We start from the raw sequence: 26,004 nt of genomic DNA, 5'->3' as shown, positions 1-26,004 counted from the left end.
GGAGAAGCCCATGCCAGTCGGTAATGTCAGTCTTGTGCGATTATTGCCCATTGATGGTGTAAAAATCGGCATTTGTGAAGCCGGTGTCCGCTATGCAAACCGCCGTGATTTGACGGTATTTGAGATAGAGGACGGGGCGAGCGTGGCGGTCGTTGCCACGCAAAACTACTTTGTGGCAGCCCCTGTGCAATTGGTGCGTAAACATATCCAAACGCACACGCCACGCTATTTACTTATCAATACAGGCAACGCCAATGCAGGCACAGGGCAGGACGGCATAGATAGGGCGTTGGCGACTTGTCAGGCGTTGGCGAACAAAACAGGCGTGAATGCGTGCGAAGTGCTACCGTATTCTACGGGCGTGATAGGCGAGACTTTGCCGAGCGAGCGGATTATTGCAGGGCTGGATAAGGCGTTGGCGGATTTGACAGCCGATAACTGGCTAAACTCTGCCCACAGTATCATGACGACCGACACCACCCCCAAAGGACATAGCGTGCAGACCACGATAGACGGCATGACTTACACGGTAACGGGTATCAGCAAAGGGGCAGGGATGATACGTCCGAACATGGCGACCATGCTTGGGTTTGTGGCGACAGACGCTCATATCAGCCCAGAGCTGTTACAGAAAATCTTGGTGGATTTGACCAATCAATCCTTCAACCGCATTACCATTGACGGTGATACATCTACCAATGACTGCTGTACACTCATCGCCACAGGCAAGGTGGGGGACTTGATAGACAGTGAAAACCATGCCCATTATCAAGCCATTTACCAAGCCATTAAAGATGTGATGTTAAAAATCGCCCAGCTCATCGTACGAGATGGTGAAGGGGCGACTAAATTTATCACGGTCAAGGTAACAGGCGGTAAAACCACGGACGACTGTGCCAAAGTCGCTTATGCGGTGGCTCACTCACCCCTTGTCAAGACGGCATTTTTCGCGTCCGACCCGAACTGGGGGCGGATTTTGGCGGCGGTGGGTCATGCAGGCGTGCCATTTGACCAAAGCCATGTAAGCGTGTCGCTAGACGAGATTGCCATTTGTCAGCGCGGCGGACTGGCGGACGGTTATACCGAAGAGCAGGGAAAAGTGGTCATGAGTCGCCCCGAGATAACCGTCAGCATTGATTTGGGGCAGGGTAATTTTACCGATACGGTTTATACTTGTGATTTGTCGCATGAGTATGTCAGTATCAATGCTGATTATCGCAGCTAAATCTTTTAGTTCCTATTGTCATGATTGTTTCATTGGGGTGGTGAAAACTGCCCCAAACTGTATGCAGTCACTCAGTTAATTTAAAAACTGTTTGTAAAAATCATCACAAACCACTAAAATGCCGCCAATTTTCCATCATTTGAGATGTATCATGAGAAATATTTCTATCCTACTAACCATCGCTCTATCTGCCTTTATCCTACAAGGCTGCGTCCATAAAGTTGTCACCTTACCCATAAAAGTCGCCTACAAAACGACCAAAGGTGTGGTTAAAGGCACCACCAAAGTCGTCAAAGCGGTCGTGCCAGGTGACAGCAAAAAGGACGATGATTAAATTTAATTGTTAATTTTTTGCTAATTTAAAATGATATAAAGTTTTAAAATTAATTTTTTTTGGGTTATTTCATATAGAATAGCACATTTTTAGCATGGATTTGGCTTACTTCAATTGGTTTATGACCAATTAATGCAACCCAAATCTTTTTTTGTTTCACAACATAACGCGATTTCGCCTTTGGATTTTTTATAAAAAAATATTGATTACGATTGCAATCTTGTTGGCAATTGCATTTAAAGAAGACAAATTAGTTATCGGTCAATGGGCGCCACCGATCACCAAGGTCGTGATGAAGCACAAAAAAATAGCTGCCACGCGCATGGACATTGGTACTGACGTGAACTACGGCGCGATTACAACTCAGCTTGTCGACCATCTAAACAAGAACCAAAACTTCAAGCTGTCTACACATTCAGAAGTTACAGGCATTAGCCGTAATGATGATAACACGTGGACGATCAGCGTTAAGAACCTAAAAGACGGTACAACTACTCACACCAAGACACGTCATGTGTCCATCGGTGCTGGCAGTGCTGTCATCAAGCTACTACAGATGACAGATCTACCTGAGAGCAAATACTACGCAGGCTTTCCTGTGGGTGGTCTATTCTTGATGACCGACAACCCCGAAGTTGTGAACGCACGTACTGCCAAAGTCTATGGCCGTGCCGAGCTGGGCGCCTCCGATGAGCGTACCGCACATCGACACACGCTACATTGATGGTAAAAAATATGTCTTGTTTGGTCCATTCGCAACTTACTCTAATAAGTTCCTAAAAAATGGCTCACAAACCGACCTAATGGCATCAGCCACCAAAGACAACACCATCTCGATGGCAACTACAGGCCTTGAGAATTTGGACTTGGTGAAATACCTAGTTAGCCAAGTACCATTGTCTGACAATCAAAAACTTGCCGAACTTCAAAAATACTACCCAGAAGCCAAATGGGAAGATTGGACAAAAGCCCAAGGCGGTCAGCGTGTTCAGATCATCAAAACTGCCCCAGGTGAAAAAACCAAACTACAGTTCGTTACCGAGCCATTCGTCTCACAAGATGCCTCTGTGACCGCATTGCTTGGCACATCTCTTAGCGCATCTACCTCGCCTTATATGATGCTTGATCTATTGGCAAAAGCATTCCCAGCTAATTTGTGCATTACCTATTTATTATACAATGTTACCGTTAATCTGTTACATAATAGCAATATTAGCGTGCTATTATGAAATCAGCAAGTATTTTGCTTAAATTAACACAAAGTTAAGATTAAGATTTTCTACTTTATATTGATATTAATTTTTATCAATAAATCACAATCAAGGAGATTAATCATGAAAAAATTTGCCATCGCATTGACCGCTGCTGCTATTGCCCTGACAGGCTGTGCATCAAACAACCTAAATGATACGCGTGTTATGACTTTAGAAGGTCAGACCAAGGAAGTTAAAATCATTAAAATCCCAAGCTTCCAAGTAGAGATCGCACCACGTAAAGCTGTGTGCGAACTAACCAGCACAACTGGTACTAAAGTTGCTGGCGAATGTCTACAATATCGTCGCACCATCGATCGTAACTTTAACGTACTAAGCGGTGGAATCGAAGGTTTTGAATACGAAGAAGGTTTCCGTTATGTGCTAGATGTTAAGCAAACAAGCGTTACCGAAGGCGATAATGTAAAACCTGTATGGACACTGAACAAGCTAATCTCTAAAACACCAGAAATTACCAACTAATCGCTTGTCTTTCATAAAAAGATCTCTACAATTAGAGATCTTTTTGTTTGGGTGAAATATTAGTATTATCGACATTTTAGCATTGACTAAAGCCCACATTAATGCCAATGCTGGCAGTAGGAATGCGACTATCAGCATAGACGGCCAGACCACCGCGCGCGGTTTCTTTGTATTTATCCATCATGTCGCGACCAGTCTCCTTCATGGTCAGTATGGCTTTATCTAGTGACACATGATGCGAGCCATCGCCTCGAAGTGCAAGACGCGCCGCATTGATCGCCTTAACCGATGCCATGGCGTTGCGCTCGATGCAAGGCACCTGCACCAATCCTGCTATCGGGTCGCAGGTAAGACCTAAGTTATGCTCAAGCCCAATCTCAGCAGCGTTCAAGCACTGCGCAACTGACCCGCCCATCACATGAGCCAAGCCAGCCGCCGCCATGGCACAGGCAGAACCAACTTCGCCTTGACAGCCGACTTCTGCACCTGAGATTGAAGCGTTTTGTTTGATGAGCGCGCCTATCGCACCTGCCACCAACAAGAACTCACGCACGCCTTGATAGCTGAACGACGGGATAAAACCACGATAGTAGTGCAGTACAGCAGGAATGATTCCTGCGGCACCATTGGTCGGCGCTGTGACGACCTTACCGCCCGCAGCGTTTTCTTCATTGACCGCCAAGGCATACAGATCCACCCAGTCCATCGCCAAAAGGCCACCATCAGAAGAGCGACCATATTCTTTAGATAATTGATCATATAGACCCTTGGCGCGTCGTTTGACATTAAGCCCACCGGGTAAGATGCCATCTTTTTGACAGCCTTGGGTTACACACGCCTGCATGACCTCCCATATCTCGGTTAGATAGTCTTTAATCTCTTCTTCTGGGCGAATTACTGATTCATTTAGCATCATGAGCTCGGCAATGTTTAGAGATTTGGCTTCGCAGATGGCGGACAGCTCTGACGCCATTTCAAAAGGATAAGGAAAATTAATGTCTTCATCTATGGGCTCATCAGCCATGATCTCATCCTTATCCACGACGAAGCCGCCGCCGATAGAGTAATAAGTCTGCGAGATAATTTTATCATCATCCAAAAAAGCACTAATGCTCATGCCGTTAGGATGATGGGGCAGGGTGACTTCATCATACCAGACGATGTCACTGTCATAGTTAAACGATATTTGCCTGACACCGCCCAGCAGCAAGACACCATCATTCATGATGGGCGCTAAATAATCATCCGTCTTCGTAGTGTCCATGGTGCGCGGCTGATGACCTAATAATCCTAACATCGCTGCGGTATCTGTGGCATGTCCCTTGCCCGTGGCGGACAGTGAACCATACAGATCCAACCGTATGCTATTGACCAAATGCACATCGTCACCAAGCAATTGTAGAAATCGGTTCGCCGCCACCATAGGTCCGACCGTGTGCGAGCTTGAAGGGCCTATGCCAATTTTAAATAAATCAAAAACACTAATCATGCGAATTCCTTTTTAAGATTTTAGGTATAGACAAATTATCAGCGATATTATGCCATAAAATAAATCTGTTTACATACTGATATATTCGTCTATTTCCGACTAAAATAGTCAGGAATGTTTTGTTTTATTTATCATTAATGCGATTGTTATTTGTTTTCTTTATTAAATAAGAAAAATTCTTAAAACTGTTGAAAACAAGAATTGTTCCTGTTATAGTATTCATCAAATCAATCACGGACTTTGATTTTTATCATTCAACATGGGGAAGGGCGGCTAAGTCTCACCGCCCATCACAGGAGACCATCATGTACGTATGTATCTGCCACGATGTAAAAGACACTCAAATCAACACCGCCATGACTCAAGGTATTAATACCCTACAAGGTCTTCAAGATGCATTGCAAGTTGGTACTTGCTGCGGCTGTTGTGTGCCTATGGTGCAAGACCTAATCGACGAACATCAAGCCGCCTTTCCTGTGATTAATGCCATGGCAGGTTAATTGAAAGTTAAATATGTTACGATAATATTTCTATAAGTAGCGCAGGACGCATCCACGTGACCATCATTCCTATTGATTAATCCTAATAATCGATAATCATTATTAAATCAATAAAATAAAATTATCCTTAAATGATAACAGCTTGCTATTGTGAGTTGTTATTCTTTTATTTATATTAGTAAAATCAAATACTTATAATGTCTATTTGAGAATGATTTTATCTTAAATTTATGTCAAAACTTCAGTTAAATACGTTTTCAATGTGAGAGCCATTCGCAGATTGCATTCCGTTATCAGTTCATTTGTTATACAATTATTAGGGTGATATTTGTCGTATTTATGTTAATATGTACTCAACTTGATGGGTAGCTATATCCATCATCTTGTATTTTTAACACAAACAGGAGCAACAGATGAAATCTTCTCAAAAAGTCATTGATTATCTAAACTTTTTATTGGCTGGCGAATTAGGCGCGCGCGATCAGTATTTCATCCATTCTCAAATGTATGCGGAATGGGAACTTGGCAAGCTGCACGATCGCATCTATCACGAGATGGAAGATGAGACACTGCATGCACGTCTTATCATCAATCGCATCATCATGCTAGGCGGCACACCTAACATGCAAGTGGGCAAGATTAACATTGGTGCTGACGTGCCTGCCATGCTACAGTCTGATCTCAACTTAGAATACACCGTTCAAGAGCATCTAAAAGAAGGTATCGCCATCTGTGAAGCTGAGCGCGACTATGTCACTCGTGATATGTTGGTGCGCCAACTAGAAGATACCGAACAAGATCACGCGCACTGGCTAGAAAAACAGCTTCGCCTAATCGAGCTTATGGGTCTTCAAAACTACCTACAAAGCCAGACTGCTAAACCGGACACGGTTGGCGCTGCACACTAATTTGCAGATTGTTTAATTTGGGTATTTGTTAGGAGAGTAACCATGAAAGGTGATAAAGAAGTCATCCGCGCACTTAACAGCGTGCTGGGTCAGTCGCTCATCGCGATTAACCAGTATTTCTTGCATGCACGCATTGTGAAGAATTGGGGCGTTGAAGAGCTAAACGACGTATTTTATAAGCAGTCCATCCAAGAGATGAAATGGTCTGATGAGCTTATTGAACGCATCCTACTATTAGAAGGTCTGCCGAACTTGCAAGAGCTTGGCAAGTTGCTCATCGGCGAGAACGTAGAAGAGATTTTGGCATGTGATTTACGTCTAGAGAAACGTAAGCATGACGTGCTTGTTGATGCCATCGGCGTATGCACCGAAAAACGCGATTTCGTTTCTCGTGAGCTGTTGATCAGACTAAAAGACGGTAACGAAGAATACGAAGATTGGCTTGAGACTCAACAAGAGAAAATCGAAGACATCGGCATTCAAAATTACATCCAAATCCAATCCACTGAAGATTGATTTGGGAATGATCTATGACCGACAGACCATATATATGGGTTTGTCGGTTCTTTTAATGGCAATAAAATGACTATAAATAATTATAATTCTTATTTATAATATAAAAATATGCCATAATGAATTGATTTAAAATAAGTATTTTTTAAAAAAATGTTGATAATTTTTTCATTTTCTAAAAACGATAAACTTTTTTGAAAAAAGCCTTTATAATACAAATGATCTTTAAAGTGTGCTATTAATAGTTTCATCATTTTGCCATAAAAGACGTGTAATTTACTTGACTGGCAACGCGACGACGATTGCACATTTTAAATTCACCGCCAATATTTGGCTAAATTTTTATTAGGATACCTTTATGACCACTTATTATAAAGATGCCGACCATGTCGAAACCCAAGAGTGGCTTGACGCATTCGCCTCGGTTATCAAAAACGCTGATAAAGAACGCGCTCAATTTCTACTAAAAGCACTATACAACATGGCGGTACAAGAAGGCTTGCCGTTCAACCGATTAGACACTGCTTATATCAATACCATTCCTGCTGAAGACGAGCCGAACTATCCTGGCGACCTTCACATGGAGCGTAAGCTGCGCGCATTGATTCGTTATAACGCGCTTGCGATGGTGATGCGTGCTAACCAAAATGATGATGAGCTGGGTGGTCACCTGGCGACTTTCGCATCATCTGCGACACTGTATGAGACAGGTTTTAACCATTTTTGGCGTGCACCTGATGAGAACTTTGGCGGCGACATGATCTATTATCAAGGTCACGGCGCACCAGGCATGTATGCGCGTTCATTCCTAGAAGGTCGCTTGAGCGAAGACCAACTCAAAAACTTCCGCCGCGAAGTGGGTGGTAAAGGTCTATCAAGCTATCCACATCCATATTTGATGCCTGACTATTGGCAATTCCCAACAGTATCGATGGGCCTAGGTCCATTGATGTCCATCTACCAAGCACGCGCACAAAAATACCTGACGCACCGCAGCCTCATCAAAGACGAAGACCGCAAAGTATGGGCATTCTTAGGCGACGGCGAGACGGACGAACCTGAAAGCTTGGGCGCAATCTCAATGGCAGGTCGTGAGAAGCTTGACAACCTAATCTGGGTCATCAACTGTAACTTGCAACGTCTAGACGGTCCTGTGCGCGGTAACGGCAAAATCATCCAAGAACTAGAATCTGTATTCCGCGGCGCAGGCTGGCGAGTGATCAAGGTGATCTGGGGTGATCATTGGGATCCGCTACTTGCTAAAGACACCACGGGCGTACTAAAACACCGCATGGAAGAAGTGGTTGATGGTGATTATCAGCTGTACGAAGCGCGTGATGGTGCATTTATCCGCAAAGAATTCTTCGGTAAATACCCAGAGCTTGAAGAACTGGTAAAAGATCTGTCTGATGATGAGATTCAGCGTCTCAACCGTGGCGGTCACGACCCGAAAAAAGTCTATGCTGCTTATGCTGAAGCTATGAAAACCAAAGGTCAGCCAACGGTTATTCTAGTAAAAACCGTCAAAGGCTATGGTCTATCAAACCAAATCCAAGCGGTTAACAAAGCCCACCAAATCAAAAAACTTGACGAAAGTGGTCTAAAATACTTCCGCGATCGCTTTGATCTGCCATTTACCGATGAAGATCTTAAGACGCTGCCATTTTATCGTCCATCAGAAGATTCAGCAGAATACAAATACCTAATGGGTCGTCGTCAAGCATTGGGCGGACACTTGCCGGCACGTCGTAGTGGTCACACACCATTACAAATCCCAGAGCTGTCTATCTTTGATCAAGTACTGCAAGGCTCAAAAGGCAAAAAACAATCGACCACAATGGTATTCGTGCGTCTATTGTCAGCACTATTAAAAGACAAAGCACTGAACAAATATGTCGTGCCTATCGTACCAGATGAAGCACGTACGTTCGGTCTAGAAGGCATGTTCCGCCAGCTTGGTATCTATTCATCAGTCGGTCAAAACTACGTCGCCGAAGACGCTGAAGCACTGATGGGTTATAAAGAAGCCAAAGATGGTCACATGCTAGAAGAGGGCATCAACGAAGCAGGCGCGATGAGTTCTTGGATTAGCCTTGCAACCAGCTACTCAACCAACGCCTTGCCGATGATTCCGATGTACATCTACTACTCAATGTTCGGTTTCCAGCGCGTGGGCGACCTAGCTTGGGCGGCTGGCGACATGCAAGCACAAGGCTTCTTGTTCGGGGCGACTGCAGGACGTACCACGCTAAACGGTGAAGGCCTACAACATCAAGATGGTCACAGCCACATTCTATTTGGCACCGTACCTAACTGTGTTACATATGATCCTTGCTTCGGCTATGAGCTTGCCGTTATCATGCATGACGGTCTAAAACGCATGTATGGCGAAGGTGAGCGCGTATACTACTACATCACACTGATGAATGAGAACTACGAGCACGAAGCCATGCCACAAGGTGTCGAAGAAGGCATCAAACGCGGTATGTACCTGCTAGAAGACAATGGCTCAAGCCAAGTTCAGCTTCTGGGCTCTGGTGTTATCCTACGCGAAGTTCAAAAAGCAGCTCGCATCCTAAATGACGACTTTGGCATCAAGGCAAACGTGTGGAGTGTCACCAGCTTCAACGAGCTGACTCGTGATGGCATGGCATGCGACGACTACAATCGTCTGCACCCAACCCAAGAAGCTAAGACCCCATGGGTAACTTCACAGCTTGCTTCGCATCAAGGCATCGTGGTTGCGGCAACTGACTACATGCGTAACTACTCAGAGCAAATCCGTGGCTGGCTACCTGACAGTCGCCCATACACCACTTTGGGCACGGATGGCTTTGGTCGTTCTGACAGCCGTGAGCAGCTGCGCAACTTCTTCCATGTTAATGCTGAACACATTGTCGTGGCGACACTGAAGAAGTTGGCTGACGAAGGCGAGATCGATGTTCGTTTGGTTCAAGATGCAATCAATAGCTTTGAGATCGATGTGGATCAAGCACCTGCATGGCAGCCACAGCCGCATTATGATTATTTCCCGGATGCGCCTGCCGCTGCCGTGAACGAAAACCCAACGCCAGTTCCAGATTTTGTGGAAGATTCTGATGACGCCATCAGCAGCGAAGGGCGTGCCGAAGATAAGGCAGATGCACCGATCCTAAATGACAACAATATCGCAGAACCTAAATAAGGAGACGATCAATGGAAATTAAAGCCCCTGATTTGGGTGTAGATAGTGCTGAAGTCGCCGAAATTTTGGTTAAAGTTGGCGACATCATCAACGAAAATGACAACATTATCCTAGTAGAATCAGACAAAGCGTCGGTAGAAGTACCGTCGCCTGTCTCTGGCAAGGTAACCAGCATTGCCATTAATGTTGGCGACAGCGTTAGCGAAGGCAGCGTCTTACTTAGCGTTGAAGCTTCGGATGGCGCGGCAGCTTCTGAAAGCCCAAATGACGAATCAGCGAAGACATCAGAAGCACCAGCCCCTGCTCAAGAAGAGGCTAAGCCTGCCGAATCAGTTCAGTCTGCACCTGCTGGTGGTAGCCAGACCCATAATCTACCTGATCTAGGTGTTGATAGTGCTGAGATCGCTGAGATTATGGTGAGCGTTGGCGATCAAGTAGAAGAGAATCAGCCACTGCTGTTGGTAGAATCTGACAAAGCATCGGTTGAAGTGCCAGCACCTGTCAGTGGTGTGGTCGAGTCGATCTTAGTCAATGCTGGTGATAGTGTATCTAATGGTCAAGCCTTTGTTGTCATCAAGGCAGAAGGGGCGGCGCCAGCATCCAAAGCAGAAGCTGCGCCAAAAGATACACCAAAACAAGAAGCGCCAAAAGCATCTGCTCAAGATGAGTCGCCAAAACCTGTATCATCAAGCAGCGCCAAACTGCCAGAAGTAGAAGTTAACGCACGAGCCAAAGACGCTCACGCAGGGCCTGCGGTACGTAAGCTTGCGCGTGAACTGGGCGTGGACATCAGCACCGTCAAAGGTACAGCTGCCCACGGTCGCATCCTAAAAGAAGACCTATTCGGCTATGTCAAGTCGGTGATGACGGGTGCGCAAGCTTCATCAAAAGCAGCACCTGCTGCAAGCGGTTCAGCGATCAGCTTGCCACCACTGCCTGACATGAGCAATAAAGAAATCTGGGGTGAGATTGAGACGGTTGATCTAACGCGCCTACAAAAAGTCTCTATCCCACAGCTTAACCTAAACACGCTTTTGCCACAGGTTACGCAGTTTGATTTGGCGGACATTACCGATACCGAAGCCATGCGTAACGAGCTAAAAGCCGAGTTCAAGGCTCAAGGCGTAGGCTTGACCATTTTGGCGTTTATCGTTAAGGCGGTGGCGTATGCTCTGACCCAGCACCCTAAATTCAACAGCCATGTCTCAGACGACAACACCCAAATGATTATCCGTAAATCGGTGAACATGGGTATTGCAGTGGCGACTGATGATGGCTTGATTGTGCCTGTGATTCGTGATGCCCAAGCCAAAGGCATTCGCCAGCTTGCCATTGAAATTGGTGAGCTTGCCAAAAAAGCCCGTGATAAGAAACTGTCCGCCAAAGAATTGCAAGGTGCGTCATTCACCATTTCAAGCCAAGGCAACATGGGCGGTACTTATTTCACACCACTTGTCAACCATCCGCAAGTGGCGATTTTGGGGATCTCTGAATCTACTTATCAGCCACGCTGGAACGGCAAAGAGTTTGAGCCACGTCTCATGCTACCGTTGTCTCTATCGTACGACCACCGTACGATTAACGGAGCGGATGCGGCGGTGTTCACTCGCTATATTGCTAAGCTGTTGGCTGACCCGCGTAAAATCTTACTTTAATAAAAACAAACAAAAAAGGTGGTATCATACCGCCTTTTTTGTGTATGGATGATTGTAAAATAGGCATTGTTTGGCTATACTAAATTTTTTGCTTGGATTTGTGCATGAAGTTATTTTTCAAATCATTGACGTTAGCTGTTATTACTTCGACTTGCATCAGCAATATAGCTTTTGCAGACATTCCCTTTACTAAGGATGACTTAATCGGCAAATGGCAATGTTATGATCATGATCCAGAATTGCAGTTTCGTGCCGAATCCGTCATTGAGAATCGAGCGGATGGAACACATAGCGAAAACTCCGTGATGTATTTTGATGATGAGGCGTCTGAATATCATCAAATCAACAAGACAAAACTCATCTCTAAGTGGGCGCTCGATGGTGATGTCATGAGCTTTTATGATGCTGTTATCAGTTATTATGAAGTGGACATGCCAAACTATGACGAAGAAAGTACAGGCATATCAAAATATGGTTTTATGATATTTAACACCGTTATCAATCGCGCCGAATTAGAGAAATCTATGGTTGACGATCTGTCATCAAAGATTAAATTTATTGACAAGAACACCTATATCTACACATCTGTAGAGGAAGATTTTTTGCCTGTAGAACAGGGTTATTGCAAGCGCGTACTTTAATTCACCCATGAACGATGATGACACATACGAACAAGGAGTATCAGTGAGAGTATTATTAATAAGTGCCATCTTGATGGCTTTGGCACTGCCAAGTCATGCGATGAGCTTTACACGTGCCGATGTGGTTGGTGATTGGTTATGCCAGACCGATTATCAAGGCGAAAAGAACAAACGTCTGATACGTTACCATGCTGATGGCACGGCCGATGAATATAATGAGATAATATATCAAGGCCCATCTAGCCCCACATTAGAATTTATCGAGACACATTACAACTGGCGCCTAGAGGGTGATAAGCTACATATGGATGGCTTGAACAGCTTGGATTATTATGAGCAGTATTACTTCTTGCCAGGTGGGCTCGTTAGAGTAGATGACAGCAAAACCGCCGAATATCAAGAATACATTGTTGAGGGCTTTCAAGAAAACGATTGGCATTATGTGGCATTCGATGATAAAGACACGCAACGTTTTTATTTTGAAGATGGCTATGGCGGTGTTTGCAAGCGTTTAAAATAAATCAAGCTACACAAAGTAATTAATATATAATTATATGGTAATTACGATAAATTCATCAATATATCAATCTTAGGAGTTGTCATGACAACCTACATACCCCCAAAAGTTTGGGGTATTAATGCCATTAATATGGGCGGTAAATTTGGCGGCACGAACCGACCAACCGCCGGCGCACGACATGAACAGACATTACCAAGCGGCGATAAGCCGTATCAGCTATACAGCCTAAACACCCCAAATGGCGTTAAGGTAAACATCATTCTAGAGGAATTAAAGGCTCAAGGTTTGCTTGATTTTGATGCTTATAAGATTGATATCATGACGGGCGATCAGTTTGGTTCAGACTTCGTTGAAATCAATCCAAACTCAAAGATTCCTGCGCTTGTCGATCATACTGGCGATGATTCTGTAAGTGTTTTTGAAAGCGGGGCGATCTTGTTATACCTTGCCCAAAAATACGACCAGTTTTTACCAAAAGATGCCGCCAAGAATGCTGAAGTATTATCTTGGCTCATGTGGCAGATGAGTTCTGCGCCTTTTGTGGGCGGTGGGTTTGGGCATTTTTATGCTTATGCGCCAGAACCAATCGAATACGCCATCAACCGCTACACAATGGAAACCAAGCGTCAGCTTGATGTGCTAAATCAACACTTGGCGAATCATGATTACATCGCAGCTGACGAGTACAGCGTTGCAGATATGGCGATTTATCCTTGGTATGGCTGGTTGGTATTAGGTAAATTGTACGTGACGGACAGTTATGATGCGGCGACTTTCTTGGATGTGGACAATTATCCAAATGTCCAAAAATGGGCAAAACGCATCGCTGCTCGTGATGCCGTCCAACAGGCCGAAAAACTAACCCTACAGCCAATTAATTGAACAAAAATCCGCTCAACATTGAGCGGATTTTTGTGGTATATCAGAACTTATAATTCACGCCAAGACGAGTTGTACTCTCGACACTACCTTCAGTCATTGGGCTGTCTTTTTGGGCTGATGACAGCCATACAAAGCGCTGATTGGCAAATAGGGCGATATTGTCGTTCATGTCATAATTGACCATCGCAGAGATGAATGGGCTGATGCCATCATCCGCTTGGTAAGCCTGTACGCCAGTGCGTGCGCTTTCACGCTCAGTCACGCCATAGTAGTAGTTGTTGTAGTTCTTGTCGCGCCATGTCGCGCCAAATGATGGATAAATGGTGAATTTATCGACATTAAAGCGGCTAACGTGCGACAAGGTCACAGCCGTACCATCATGACGACCGCCAACATCGGTAGCAACTTTAGCCTTGAATCCACCAATTGGCGTGATGTGCATGTAGCTGGCATGTGCAAGGATGGAGGCTTTACGCTCATCCAAGCCTTTAATTTCATCATCAGCATCATCTGGATCAAAGCTACGCCCATCGTAGCCAACGCCGATGCGCGCATGATGCTTGCTGTCTTTATAAGGATAAAAGCCCAATTCTCCGCCTTCAATGTACCAGCGGTTATTGTCATAAAAACCTTGTGGGGCAAAGCCAACTGTCTTGTCAGTCTTATAAGCGCTGGCGATGTAGCCGACATTCACACCAAGACTAAGCCGCGCATCTGGATCGACAGGCAGGCTTTGGGCGTGGGCAGTAAGGCTTACAAAAGCCAAAACAAAAGCTGACGCGGCGAATTTTTTCATGATTAATTCCCAAATAAAGTAAATGAAATCAAAGCTATTATAAAACAAATCTATAAATGATGTGTAGTTTTTGGTAAATGGGTAAATCTGATATTAAAAACCGTGCAAACCAATGGATCTTACAGGCGATTCATTTAAAATTACGAATGTCCAAAAATTACCAGAACCGATTAGTTATACTTCGCATAATGTATATTATGTTAAATAATAAAAATAGCTATAGAAGCTTTTATCGACCTTTAGTTAAATCATTTTTATCTTAGTTTGTACTGTTCATTTTATTAATAAACCCGCCAATCTTACGATCCATATTCGCCATGCTTGATTTATATTGCTCATTAAAAACCATTAGTCTGATTTGGCATTACAATAATTCATGATTTAATTGATGGTATTTCTTGCGCTTTTGTTTTAGCATGTTGTTTTTATTTTTTGGAATTTGGTGGATTATGAGAGATTTATCCCAAATAGGCACAAGCAAAACGCTAAACTGGCGTGCGTTCGGACCTGGCATTCTAATGGCGTCAGCAGCAATCGGTGGTTCGCATCTGATTTCATCAACGCAAGCTGGTGCGCTTTATGGTTGGCAGCTTGCCATCATGATTATTTTGGCGAACGTATTTAAGTACCCATTTTATCGCTTTGGTACCGAATATGCCTACAGTACAGGCGACAGCCTAGTTGTCGGCTACGCCAAAAAATCACGTGCTTACTTGTGGATTTTCTTTATTCTGTGCATCATGTCGGGCATCATCAGTACGGGTGCGGTCGCCCTGCTGTGTGCTGTGATTTTAGGTCATTTATTGCCGTTCGAGCTTGGCACATTACCACTTGCGGCGGGGGTTATGATTGCGTCGTGGGTGCTGTTGGTGGCTGGTCACTATAAAGTACTTGACAACATCACCAAGTGGATCATCATGGCCCTGACTGTCGCAACCATCGCCGCAGTCGCGGTTGCCGTGGGCAAGCCTCCTGTGATGCAGCCTGATTCTATTGAGGCGTCACCTTGGAATCTGGCAACGCTTGGCTTTATCATCGCACTCATGGGCTGGATGCCTGCGCCACTAGAATTCTCAGCGATCACATCGGTTTGGACATCCAAGAAAATCCGTACCGATCACACCAGCCGCTATCAAGGCATGGTTGACTTTAATGTAGGCTATATGACATCTGCGATTTTGGCGCTATTTTTCTTGGCGCTTGGCGTATTCGTACAATATGGCTCAGGCGAAGAGATTGCCATGCAAGGCGGCGCCTATGTTGGTCAGCTGATCGAGATGTACACGCAGACCATCGGCGAATGGTCAAGATTGCTTGTTACCTTCATTGCATTTTTGTGCATGTTTGGCACGGTGATCACGTGTATCGACGGTTATGGACGTACCAACGCAGAGAGCCTATCACTGATTAAATCAGGCGACACCCTATTGTCTGAAAAGTATGTCAAACTATGGACGACATTCACCGCGATTGCAGGTTATGTATTGATTGCCTTCTTTATGGGTCAATTGGCCGCATTATTAAAATTCGCCATGATCAGCGCTTTTGTTACCGCGCCTATCTTTGGTTACCTAAACTACTCACTCATCAAAACCGAAAACAAACTAACACCGGTCATGAAATGGTACGCCATCACAGGTATCGCATTCTTGTTAGCATTCACCCTGCTGTTCTTATTGCAGTCTTTTAAGATCATTGGTTGATTGATTTTACAAATAATAAACCTGCTCATGTGGCAGGTTTATTATTTGGATTATCTGTCTAGATTTGGGCGTTCTCCAAGTGTGATTTGAAGCGTCATTAGCTCTGCATCACGAATGATTTTTGCTGTTAGTGTGGTATTTGGTGTGTGCCGAGACACCACACCTGATAGAGTATTGGCATCCTTGATCGCAACGCCATCTAGCTCCACGATAATATCGCCCGCCTGTAGTCCTGCAGCATAAGCAGGCGCACCTTCCCAGACTTGCGTCACCAAGACGCCTTGGCTTGATTCTAGGCTGATCGGATTGGCTTGATTCTGGGCAATGCCAACACCAAGCCAACCACGGCTGACTTTGCCATTGGTGATGAGCGCGTTCATGACCTGCTCAATAATGCTTGTTGGAATAGCAAAGCCAATGCCCATCGACCCACCAGAACGCGAATAAATAACCGTATTAATCCCAACAAGCGCGCCTTCAGAATCAACGAGCGCTCCGCCTGAATTACCAGGATTAATCGCTGCATCCGTCTGAATAAAATCCTCAAAGCTACTAATACCAAGTCCTGTACGCCCTGTCGCTGAGATGATGCCTTGAGTAACTGTCTGACCAACACCAAAAGGATTGCCAATAGCAAGTGCCACATCGCCAACACTGATGGGCAAACTGCGAAAAGCCAGCGGTTCTAGATCATCAAGCTCTACTTTAATCACGGCCAGATCACTGTCTGCATCACTGCCAATGACTTTCGCGCGCGTCTTGCGCCCGTCGTTTAGCGCGACGATGATGTCATCAGCCTGATTGACGACATGCGCATTGGTGACGATGTAGCCATCCTGTGAGACAATCACCCCCGAACCCAAGCTTGCGCCCTGCTGCATCTGAGCACCATAATACTGCTCAAAAAACTCCCTAAACGCCGGATCATTCATATAAGGATGGCGAACGGTCTGAGTTGTATAGATATTAACCACTGACTTAGCGGCACGATTTACCGCATCTTTATATGAGCTGATGGCGGGTGCTGCGTTGGAGATTTGGGTAGGTTCAGCCGTTACGGGTGTCCAAGCTTGATTCTCATGTGTCGGCTGTGCTATCGCCTGCTGGGGCGTACGCATAAAAAAGGCCCAATATAAAACAGCTGCCAACACTAATGCGATCAGCCATGGCAAAATCAGCCAAATACTTGCGCCCTTCTCACGACGTGGTGAATGCTGCGGATGGTTCATTCAGTATCCTTATTCAAATTAAATCTTCGGTATTATAATGGATAAATATTGGGATAATTTTGCGAAGATAAAGTGAATTTAAATAAAATTATTACTCAATTATACGATTAATCACTGAGTGAGGCTGCAATTTTATAAATCACCACAAACACCCAACATTTGCACAATAAACAAAAAATCGTTAAAATAATTTATTTTATTATTGTAGAATTATTATGACCGCCATTACCGCTACCGCTCTGAGTGCCTTTTGTGATGAATACCTAGGCGCGGATGAATTTAACGACTACTGCCCCAACGGACTACAAGTCGATGCCGAAACCCCCATCACCAAGGTCATCACTGGAACGACCGCCTGTCAAGCACTCATTGATGAAGCCATCCGTGAAGATGCACAAGCGATTTTGGTGCATCATGGTTATTTTTGGAAAGGTGAACCCGCGCCTTTGGTTGGCATGAAAGGTCGTCGTGTGCGCACATTGATGCAGCATGGGATATCGCTCATCGCATATCATTTACCCTTGGACGCCCATCCTATTATCGGTAATAATGCCCTACTTGCCAAGGCGCTTGACCTTGAGGTAACTGGCGCATTATATCCCCATGAGAAGCATCCGATTGGCAACATCGCTACATGCGAGCCGATTACTCCTGCTGATTTTGCTGATAAAATCACTGCCAAACTGGGTCGCACCCCACTACATATCGCAAGTGGTAAATCCCACCTTGCCAAGATCGCACTATGTACAGGCGGCGCTCAGGACATGATCGAACAAGCCGCCAAGATGGGCTGCGACGCGTTCATCTCAGGGGAGATCTCCGAGCGCACGACACATAGTGCGCGTGAGCTAGGCATAGATTATTTTGCCGCAGGGCATCATGCCACCGAACGCGATGGCATTCGTGCGCTTGGCGAGGTCGTCGCTAAGGAGATGGGCGTGGAAGTGGTATTTGTAGATATTGACAATCCTGCATGATATTAGGCTGTAAATAGACAAGACTTTAGGCTCTAGCATATAGCATTTATTTAAGTAATAAAAAAACCGCACTCTATGTGCGGTTTTTTTGTTTGGTTTATTTGTTCGGTACAGTTAGCGTCTGACCGATGCGAAGACTTGCGTTATTCGCAAGATTATTCATCTTTGCAAGCTCTTCAGTGCTGATGCCGTAGCGACGTGCTAGCGAGATCAGATTATCGCCCGATTTTACCTTATAGGTTGTGGTAAGCTTTGGCACCTTAATAACTTGACCGCGGCGCAACTGAGCATTAGTGGCAAGATTATTTGTCTTCGCCAAATCATTGACAGACACACCAAATCTGGTCGCCAACCCTGTTAAGTGCTCACCAGATTGAACGGTGTAATTTTCAGTATTGGCGATGGTGTTACCTGCAGGCGTAGCTTGTGATGGCGTCGCTTTAGTGTTTGCGCTTTGTCTGCGAGCAGGCTTAGCAGAACCTGCAGCAGGAATGGTGATGGTCGTACCTAATAGTAAGTTTGAATTGGTATTTAGATCATTCGCATCCGCCAATTCCTTAATGGTAATGCCGTGACGTGATGCCACCGATGTCAGGCTATCGCCAGATTTGACGGTGTACTTGATCGGTTGATTATTTAATTTACGAGCAACGGTTGCATTTGATACCGGCACCTTGATGACCTGACCTGCAATCATGCCAGCATTTGGCTGGAAGTTATTCAGCGCTGCGATGTCCGCATTAGACACACCCAAGCTATTAGCAATGCCTGTTAGCGTATCGCCTGGCTTAACAGTATAAGCACCCGTCTGAGCACTTGCACGCTGACTGGCAGGCTTCGGTGCTGTATTGGCGGCAGGCGCGACATTTGTCACTTTTGCGGCAGGTACCTTAATCTGCTGACCAATCAATAGACCATCAGTTGGCGACAGACCGTTTAGCTCAGCCAGCTGATGCACGCTAATGTCGTGTTTACGTGCGATAGAAGTTAGGCTCTCACCTGCCTGTACGCGGTGTGTTGCTGTCTTGGTGTTATTAGCAGTGTTATTAGTCTTAGTGGCTGTATTGGTGGCTGTTTGTGCAGGCTTAGGTGATGGTTTGACCTTACCTGGTACTAACCACAATTTCTGACCACGTTGAACATAGGTGTTCGTACTGATGTTGTTATAGCTTGCTAATTGATTTACTGTCAGATTATTCGCTGCAGCGATGCCTGTCAATGTATCACCAGAGCGCACGGTATAACTCTCAGGACGTGCTGCAGGTTTACGCTCTGCAGGTTTACGCTCTGCAGGTCGAGATGTATTGGCATTCGTCTGTGGACGTGGCTGCTGCGGAGCTGCCACAGGTGGCGGTGTATAACTTGGCTCAATGACAGGCTCAGATGCAACAGGTTGTGGCTGTGGTGCAACTGCGACAGTCGTGGCAGGTGCTGAGTAGCTTAGTGACTTGGACTGGCCACGTGCTTGTAATACAGACTGAGCTGTCTGTAGTGCGTCTAGCTGAATATTGCCGTCGTTAGGGTTTACCGCTTGTACCGCTTCAGGTGTCGTCGCTTGGATCTGTGCAGCGATAAAGTCACGCTCTTCTTGAGTCAATGGCGGCTCTTGAACGATGGTGTTATTGGCAGTCACCTGCGCAATTGTGGTCGGCAAGGTATTAGACTGCATCAGCTCTTGCTGTGATGTTGAATTGACAGCAGCGCCTTTATTTGGTAGAACGTACTGAGTCGTCTGTGCAGGCGCTGTGGCTGAATATGAACCGCCATAGCCAAAGCCAGTCAGTGCAGACAGCTGATCATCAACACCACTATTTAGACTATCAGGAATTACGATACGATTTGGGCCTGCACTATCGACCGTAAAATTCGTTAACGCCGGGTTAAGTAGACGCAATTCATCAAAAGGCACGCCAGTGATGTTAGCGATTTCTTGTAAGCTAATACCATAGTTCACAGGTACAGTCCTAAAATGCGAATGGTTGGCAATGGCAGGCAAGTTTACGCCATAGCTAGATGGCGATGCGACAATCTGCGACACCGCGATAAAGCGTGGCACATAGTTCATCGTCTCAGTAGGTAGATTCAATGACCAATAATCAGTTGGCAAGCCCGCCGCTTCGTTAGCACGAATAGCACGAGACACCCTGCCAGGACCTGCGTTATAAGCCGCCAAGGCAAGCTCCCATGAGCCAAATTGATTATAAAGGCTGGTCAAGAAATCATAGGCAGCACGAGTCGACTCGATCACATCACGGCGACCATCGTAGCTTGAGCTTTGATTTAGACCATAAATACGACCTGTACTTGGGATGAACTGCCACAGACCTGCCGCCGCCGCATTAGAGGTGGCAGATGGATCGTACGAACTTTCGATGATTGGCAGTAATGCAAGCTCAGTTGGGATGCCACGACGCTCTGCTTCCGTCACTGTATGGTGCAGATAACGTGATGCACGCGCAGTCAGACGATCAAGGTAGCTTTGACGGCTATAGAACCATGACTTTTGAGCTTCGATACGAGCATTATAGGTGTCGCCCATCTTGTAGCCACGGCGTACACGATCCCATAAGTTACCATAGCGTTGAACCGTCAAAGCATCGCCTTGCACCATGCTCATGTCCGTGGCTTGCAATAAATCTTCTAATTCATCAAGCATCGCTTCATCCAACACGCCGCTATAGCCACTTGATTGGCTTTGTGTGGTTGGCGTTACGGTTGTGCGTGAAGTATTGTTGGTTGGCGTGCTAGTGCTGGTGCCTGTACTACTACATGCTGCCAAAAAATAAGCCGACACTGCAAGCGTCAATGGCTTCATCAGCCCCACTGTGCGTGAATTTTTTTGGTTTTTTGTGCAGTCTGGATGGTCGTTGGTAGACAATGAATGTGACATATGGGATAAGCCTTAATTACCAAAACATAAAATAAAAAAATAATGAATAAAATTCCATATTTTACAAATAATTTATCCACCCAAGCATAACATAAATCAGCACTCAGGCGATATAAACATCGGTAGATTATCACTTAGTACAACCCAAGCAAACATCAAACCTTACAATGTGAAAATAACTGCTTAATAATGCCTGATTTTTTGTGCATTATCAACCATCAAATCAAAAATTTACCATAAAAATACCGTCAGCCGTGCTTATTTTACAAAACACCACTGACGGTAAAGTATCTGAAAAAATAACTATATTTTGAGCAGTAGCATCATCAACTCACAACACCAAAAATCAGTTAATCGTTATCTGAGATACCGAACGTATTAGCACCGCATTAGAACCAGATTCTGACAGTGTCGCTCTCGATGTCGTGATAAGCTTAACAGGCTTGCCATTTTCTGTCCACGTCTCTGTGGTCACTACCTGAGCTCGGGCTTGGTTACCTGTGATCACCACATCACTGATGCCGATGTTATAGCGGTAATTGTTTGATTTTGCCCAGCTTTTTTGGAGGAGCTGTAGATAGCCATTCTTATCTAAGTTGGCAGTTTTGCCGTTACGAGTCAAAGAGATAATGACTTCATCAGAGATAAGGCGTGAGATTTGCCCGATGTTTTGGCTATTGGCTGCTTGATTCATGGCAGCAGCATAAGCTTGAACAGATGATTCGCTGATCGCATGGGCTGGCGCACTGATTAATGTCGCTGCACCCAATGCTGCCATCAAGCCAAGTCCCATAGAACGGCTAACTTCATTCATGGGTAGTTTCGTCACCGCCGCAATCGCAGTGGCGAATGCGCCGATTTTCATGCCTGTTTTTAGGTAAGTTTTTTTATCGTTCTTGATGCTCATGTTGCACCTCATGTAGATGAATTATTATCGTCGGTGTGACGAGATAAGGTAAAGATAGCAAATTACCTTTAATCAATCATGGCTAATTGTAACAACTTGTTGCATTTTTAAGAGCTTAATGTGTGCTGCTCTATTTATCATCATCCAATGGTTCAACTTCTTCAAGCTTGGCCCCGATGCGATTCATGCGGCGATCCATTAATTGACGTGCCAATGCCTGCATGTCATCCACGCGGTCGAATTCATCAACAATCTCAAGACCCAATAGCGTCTCTAGCACATCTTCGAGGCTTACCAGACCTTTGACCTCGCCAAATTCACCCACAGCCAACGCGATATGAACACGTTCTTTTAGCATAAGATCAAGCAGATCGAACAGCTTCATTTTAGCAAACACAAAATTAATATCACGCTTGAAATGCTTGATCGGCGTGTGATTTTCTTGGTTGGCCTTGGCGATGAGCAGGTCAGACTTTAGAATAAAACCTGTAGTATCGTCCAAATCTTCACTAAAAATCGGAAAACGAGAAAACGGTAGCTTAGGATGATTGGCAAAAATATCACCGACCGTCATCGTCTCATCGAATGCCACGATCACAGAACGTGGCGTCACGATGTCTTCGACATTAATCATGCTAAGCGCCAAAGAGTTCTTAATAATACGCGTCTCAAGCTCACTCATTTGCCCCAAGCTCTCACCCTGATTGGCAAGCGCGATGAACTCATGACGGCTAAAAGTCGATTCTGTATTACCACGCGTCACCAACCTAGAGATTTTCTCTGCGAACCACACGATCGGCATTAATACAAAATTAATCGCGCGCACATAATACGCCACCGGAATGGCAAAACGTCGCCAGTAAGTCGTGCCTAGCGTCTTTGGGATAATCTCTGTACCGATCAAAATCGCAATCGTCATCACCGCACTAAACACACCAAACCACACATCGCCAAAGACGATCGTCGCCTGCGCACCAGCACCAAGCGAACCCAAAGTATGCGCGATGGTATTTAATGTAAGGATAGATGAGATGGATTTCTCGATGTTATTGACCTTAACATCCTCCAAGAGCGCTGCAGCTTTTGGATCTTCTTCTCGAAGAGTATCAACATAAGATGGCGTCATCGTCAAAAGCGTGGCTTCTGAAATTGAACAAATAAATGATGCGACCAAAGATAAGGAAATAAAAAACACAAGCAAAATGATGTTGGTCGTGCCGACTTGTGCACTTTGATTGGCATGGGCAGCCAAAGGCAAACAAAGACTAAAAATAAGAAAATAAGGGATAAAGCGCGATCGGTGACGGGGCATAAAGGGAAATTAATAAAAATGGAAATGTAATATTAAGCCAAAATCACCACAACTGCAAGCATTGTTATATGGTATTTTTATAAAAATCCTTTAAAGATTCAAAACCTTGCTTATTTTTAAATTTAAATGCCGTGAAATGATTTGGCGCACATTCTGGCAAGCTTGGTCTGATTCTAAGAAAAATCACCTGCTATCATTCAGATTATCCGTGAAATTACATGGTTTTATAAGGTATTTTTGTGATATGATATGCGTTATTTTTGCCTTTTATTCACTCATTTTTTTATTGAAGGAGTTATAATATGTTGGAATTATTCATCACCAGCGCACACGCAGCTGCTGCCCCAGCACAACCAAACGCCCTATTGCAAATCCTGCCAATGGTGGCTATTTTTGCGATTTTTTATTTCCTAATTATTCGCCCACAATCAAAGCAAAGAAAACAACATCGCGCGATGGTAGATAGCTTAGCAGCGGGTAATGAAGTGGTATTTGCCGGGGGTCTTATGGGTAAAATCACCAAAATCGAGGGTGATTATGCGGTCATCGCTTTAAACCCGACCAACTCTATTAAAGTTCAACGTGCAAGCGTCATCAGCGTTCTACCTGCTGGTACAATAGACAATATCTAAGCAACAACAAGACTTGCTTTGGCAGGTTTTGTTTTTTTTCATTGTTTTAATTTTGCGCAACGCTAAATTGCGCCTTAACCATAAGAAAAACCTATGCATTACCCTGCTTGGAAATACATACTTATCGCTGTAGTGCTCGTCATTTCTGGCTTGTATGCCCTGCCTAATTTATACCCTGATGAGCCTGCGGTACAGATTACTGGTGCATCGGCTGGCGTGCAATTAACAGAAGATGTTGTAAACGAATCTCAAGGACTGCTCGATAAAGCAGGACTTAGCCATCATGGCGGCAGCTTTAGTAATAATAGCGCTTTGGTGCGTCTATCAACCGCCGAAGATCAATTAAAAGCTCAAGAAGTTCTGCGCCGTGAATTGGGTGAGAACTACGTCGTCGCTCTAAACCTTGCCCAAACCACCCCAGAATGGCTGCGTAACATCGGCGCAAAACCGATGAAGCTAGGTCTAGACTTGCGTGGTGGTGTGCGCTTCGTGCTTGAAGTGGACATGGCAAAAGCCCTAGAGCAACGCCTAGCAACCGCAAGCCAAGACGCAAGACGCGCCCTACGCGCCGACAAGATCGCCATCAAAAGCCTACGTACTACCGAAGATGGTATGATGCTTGTGTTCAATGGCAATGACATTCGTGATCGCGCACAGAGCATCTTACAAGCCCAGATGGCAAACGAATTCACATTGCGTCCTTTGGCTGATACCGAAGGCGCAGCACTACAACTAAGCTACACCGAAGCTCGTCTTAATGAGATTAATGAATATGCAGTGGGTCAGAACTTAACGACCCTGCGTAACCGTATCAACGAGCTTGGTGTCGCTGAAGCTTTGGTTCAATCACAAGGCGCTAACCGCATCGTCGTTGAGCTGCCTGGTGTACAAGACACCGCTGAAGCTAAGCGTGTACTTGGTCGCACGGCAAACCTAGAATTTCGCATGGTGAGCGATGACACTGATAGCTTTACCGGTGGCATTGCGCCTGCTGGCACCGAAGCTTATCCTTTTGGTGACTTAAATGGCCCGCCTATACTTTTGAATCGCCAGCCCATCGTTACTGGTGAAAAAGTTCAAGGCGCTCAAGCAGGTCTGGATGAAAATGGCCGCCCACAAGTATCGATCAACCTTGACACTCAAGGTGGTAGGCTGATGCAAAACGCTACAGCTCCTGCTGTAGGCAAACAAATGGCGGTGCTATTCATTGAAAACAAACAGCGCGTAAGCTACGAGACCGACCCTCAGACTGGAGAGACGACAGAAGTTCGTACGCCATATTCTGAGACACGTGTCATTAACCGTGCGACGATTAATGCTGTACTAGGTTCATCTTTTGTGATTACCGGTCTGGACTCTACTGCCGAGGCTGATGAGCTTGCCCTACTGCTTCGTTCTGGCGCACTGGCTGCACCAATGTATTTCGTTGAAGAGCGTACCATCGGCCCATCATTGGGTCAAGACAACATCGATAAGGGTCTATTCGCCTCAAAAATCGGCTATCTACTCGTCTTCTTGTGGATGATCGTCTTCTATCGCGCTTGTGGTGTGATTGCCAGTATTGCGCTTGCCTTTAACATTGTCATGCTGGCTGCCATCATGTCAATCATTGGCTCGTCTTTGACACTGCCAGGTATTGCCGGTGTCGTATTGACCATGGGTATGGCGGTCGATGCTAACGTACTTATCTTTGAGCGTATTCGTGAAGAGATTGACGCAGGCGCCAGAGCCAAATCAGCCATCGTGGCAGGTTTTGACCGTGCGTTTAGCTCCATTTTAGATGGTAACATGACCACGCTATTGGTAGCGTTTATCTTGTTCGCGGTTGGTACAGGCCCTGTCAAAGGCTTTGCGATTACGCTTGCCATTGGTATCATCACGTCTTTATTTACCGCCATCATCGTGACGCGTGCACTCATGCAGATTTGGTATGGCTATCGTAAAAACTTGACAAAAATCAGCATCGGTTAG

The 26,004-nt window shown here is 45.2% G+C and carries 21 protein-coding genes and 1 pseudogene; 16 read left to right on the top strand and 6 right to left on the bottom strand.

Annotation, left to right across the window (positions count from 1 at the left end):
- Nucleotides 1–10 precede the first annotated feature (10 nt).
- From argJ to MBO_RS01965, 4 genes and pseudogenes are all read left to right on the top strand, one after another.
- Nucleotides 11–1,225, top strand: coding sequence for a bifunctional glutamate N-acetyltransferase/amino-acid acetyltransferase ArgJ (gene argJ, locus MBO_RS01980; RefSeq protein WP_036362668.1), 1,215 nt, complete (start codon nt 11–13; stop codon nt 1,223–1,225).
- Nucleotides 1,226–1,376: 151 nt separating this feature from the next.
- On the top strand, nt 1,377–1,559 hold the full coding sequence (locus MBO_RS01975; protein ID WP_036362666.1) for an NF038104 family lipoprotein: 183 nt from the start codon (nt 1,377–1,379) through the stop codon (nt 1,557–1,559).
- 235 nt (nt 1,560–1,794) lie between these two features.
- Nucleotides 1,795–2,707: pseudogene (locus tag MBO_RS01970) on the top strand (malate:quinone oxidoreductase); the annotation flags it as partial.
- Between the two features lie 186 nt (nt 2,708–2,893).
- Nucleotides 2,894–3,295: a DUF4377 domain-containing protein gene (locus MBO_RS01965; RefSeq protein WP_036362665.1), complete on the top strand. Its 402-nt coding sequence runs from the start codon at nt 2,894–2,896 to the stop codon at nt 3,293–3,295.
- A gap of 76 nt (nt 3,296–3,371) precedes the next feature.
- On the opposite strand, the gene MBO_RS01960 is transcribed toward MBO_RS01965, so the two are convergent.
- Nucleotides 3,372–4,784, bottom strand: a complete 1,413-nt coding sequence (locus tag MBO_RS01960; protein WP_036362661.1) for an L-serine ammonia-lyase — start codon at nt 4,782–4,784, stop codon at nt 3,372–3,374.
- A gap of 305 nt (nt 4,785–5,089) precedes the next feature.
- Here MBO_RS01960 and MBO_RS01955 point away from each other — a divergent pair, with 305 nt between their 5' ends.
- The 8 genes from MBO_RS01955 to yghU all read left to right on the top strand — a co-directional run bounded on the left by MBO_RS01955 (nt 5,090) and on the right by yghU (nt 13,587).
- Nucleotides 5,090–5,284, top strand: coding sequence for a (2Fe-2S)-binding protein (locus MBO_RS01955; protein ID WP_036362658.1), 195 nt, complete (start codon nt 5,090–5,092; stop codon nt 5,282–5,284).
- 413 nt (nt 5,285–5,697) lie between these two features.
- Entirely contained in the window at nt 5,698–6,192 is a 495-nt protein-coding gene (gene bfr / locus MBO_RS01950; RefSeq protein ID WP_036362653.1) for a bacterioferritin, read from the top strand.
- Nucleotides 6,193–6,234: 42 nt separating this feature from the next.
- Entirely contained in the window at nt 6,235–6,708 is a 474-nt protein-coding gene (gene bfr / locus MBO_RS01945; protein ID WP_036362648.1) for a bacterioferritin, read from the top strand.
- A 355-nt stretch (nt 6,709–7,063) separates the two neighbouring features.
- Nucleotides 7,064–9,889, top strand: a complete 2,826-nt coding sequence (aceE, locus tag MBO_RS01940; RefSeq protein ID WP_036362645.1) for a pyruvate dehydrogenase (acetyl-transferring), homodimeric type — start codon at nt 7,064–7,066, stop codon at nt 9,887–9,889.
- An 11-nt stretch (nt 9,890–9,900) separates the two neighbouring features.
- Nucleotides 9,901–11,544, top strand: a complete 1,644-nt coding sequence (locus MBO_RS01935; protein WP_036362641.1) for a dihydrolipoyllysine-residue acetyltransferase — start codon at nt 9,901–9,903, stop codon at nt 11,542–11,544.
- Nucleotides 11,545–11,648: 104 nt separating this feature from the next.
- Complete coding sequence (locus tag MBO_RS01930; protein ID WP_036362634.1) at nt 11,649–12,185, top strand: hypothetical protein; 537 nt, start codon at nt 11,649–11,651, stop codon at nt 12,183–12,185.
- 43 nt (nt 12,186–12,228) lie between these two features.
- Nucleotides 12,229–12,705 (top strand): hypothetical protein, encoded by a 477-nt coding sequence (locus MBO_RS01925; protein WP_036362628.1) that lies wholly within the window; start codon nt 12,229–12,231, stop codon nt 12,703–12,705.
- 81 nt (nt 12,706–12,786) lie between these two features.
- Complete coding sequence (gene yghU / locus MBO_RS01920; RefSeq protein WP_036362624.1) at nt 12,787–13,587, top strand: glutathione-dependent disulfide-bond oxidoreductase; 801 nt, start codon at nt 12,787–12,789, stop codon at nt 13,585–13,587.
- 40 nt (nt 13,588–13,627) lie between these two features.
- Here the strand turns inward: yghU and MBO_RS01915 are convergent, their stop codons facing one another.
- Nucleotides 13,628–14,383 carry a MipA/OmpV family protein gene (locus MBO_RS01915; protein ID WP_036362618.1) on the bottom strand — a complete coding sequence of 252 codons (756 nt, stop codon included), beginning with the start codon at nt 14,381–14,383 and terminating at the stop codon, nt 13,628–13,630.
- Between the two features lie 449 nt (nt 14,384–14,832).
- Here MBO_RS01915 and MBO_RS01910 point away from each other — a divergent pair, with 449 nt between their 5' ends.
- A complete protein-coding gene (locus MBO_RS01910; RefSeq protein WP_036362613.1) occupies nt 14,833–16,086 on the top strand; it encodes an NRAMP family divalent metal transporter in 1,254 nt (417 codons plus the stop codon).
- A 50-nt stretch (nt 16,087–16,136) separates the two neighbouring features.
- Here MBO_RS01910 and MBO_RS01905 read toward each other — a convergent pair whose 3' ends face one another.
- Nucleotides 16,137–17,315: a S1C family serine protease gene (locus tag MBO_RS01905; RefSeq protein ID WP_052585233.1), complete on the bottom strand. Its 1,179-nt coding sequence runs from the start codon at nt 17,313–17,315 to the stop codon at nt 16,137–16,139.
- 215 nt (nt 17,316–17,530) lie between these two features.
- On the opposite strand from MBO_RS01905, the gene MBO_RS01900 reads away from it, so the two are divergent.
- Nucleotides 17,531–18,292, top strand: coding sequence for a Nif3-like dinuclear metal center hexameric protein (locus MBO_RS01900; protein WP_036362608.1), 762 nt, complete (start codon nt 17,531–17,533; stop codon nt 18,290–18,292).
- Nucleotides 18,293–18,389: 97 nt separating this feature from the next.
- Here MBO_RS01900 and MBO_RS01895 read toward each other — a convergent pair whose 3' ends face one another.
- From MBO_RS01895 to MBO_RS01885, 3 genes are all read right to left on the bottom strand, one after another.
- A complete protein-coding gene (locus tag MBO_RS01895; RefSeq protein ID WP_052585232.1) occupies nt 18,390–21,182 on the bottom strand; it encodes a LysM peptidoglycan-binding domain-containing protein in 2,793 nt (930 codons plus the stop codon).
- Between the two features lie 346 nt (nt 21,183–21,528).
- On the bottom strand, nt 21,529–22,089 hold the full coding sequence (locus MBO_RS01890) for a hypothetical protein (RefSeq protein WP_227712646.1): 561 nt from the start codon (nt 22,087–22,089) through the stop codon (nt 21,529–21,531).
- 130 nt (nt 22,090–22,219) lie between these two features.
- Nucleotides 22,220–23,347 (bottom strand): CNNM domain-containing protein, encoded by a 1,128-nt coding sequence (locus tag MBO_RS01885; RefSeq protein WP_227712645.1) that lies wholly within the window; start codon nt 23,345–23,347, stop codon nt 22,220–22,222.
- A gap of 359 nt (nt 23,348–23,706) precedes the next feature.
- On the opposite strand from MBO_RS01885, the gene yajC reads away from it, so the two are divergent.
- Complete coding sequence (gene yajC / locus MBO_RS01880; protein WP_036363174.1) at nt 23,707–24,033, top strand: preprotein translocase subunit YajC; 327 nt, start codon at nt 23,707–23,709, stop codon at nt 24,031–24,033.
- Nucleotides 24,034–24,126: 93 nt separating this feature from the next.
- Entirely contained in the window at nt 24,127–26,004 is a 1,878-nt protein-coding gene (gene secD, locus MBO_RS01875) for a protein translocase subunit SecD (protein ID WP_036362605.1), read from the top strand.

The sequence above is a fragment of the Moraxella bovoculi 237 genome (assembly GCF_000696305.2).
In the GTDB taxonomy this organism is placed as follows: Bacteria; Pseudomonadota; Gammaproteobacteria; order Pseudomonadales; family Moraxellaceae; genus Moraxella; species Moraxella bovoculi.
This window is presented reverse-complemented; position numbering and strand designations above follow the sequence as displayed.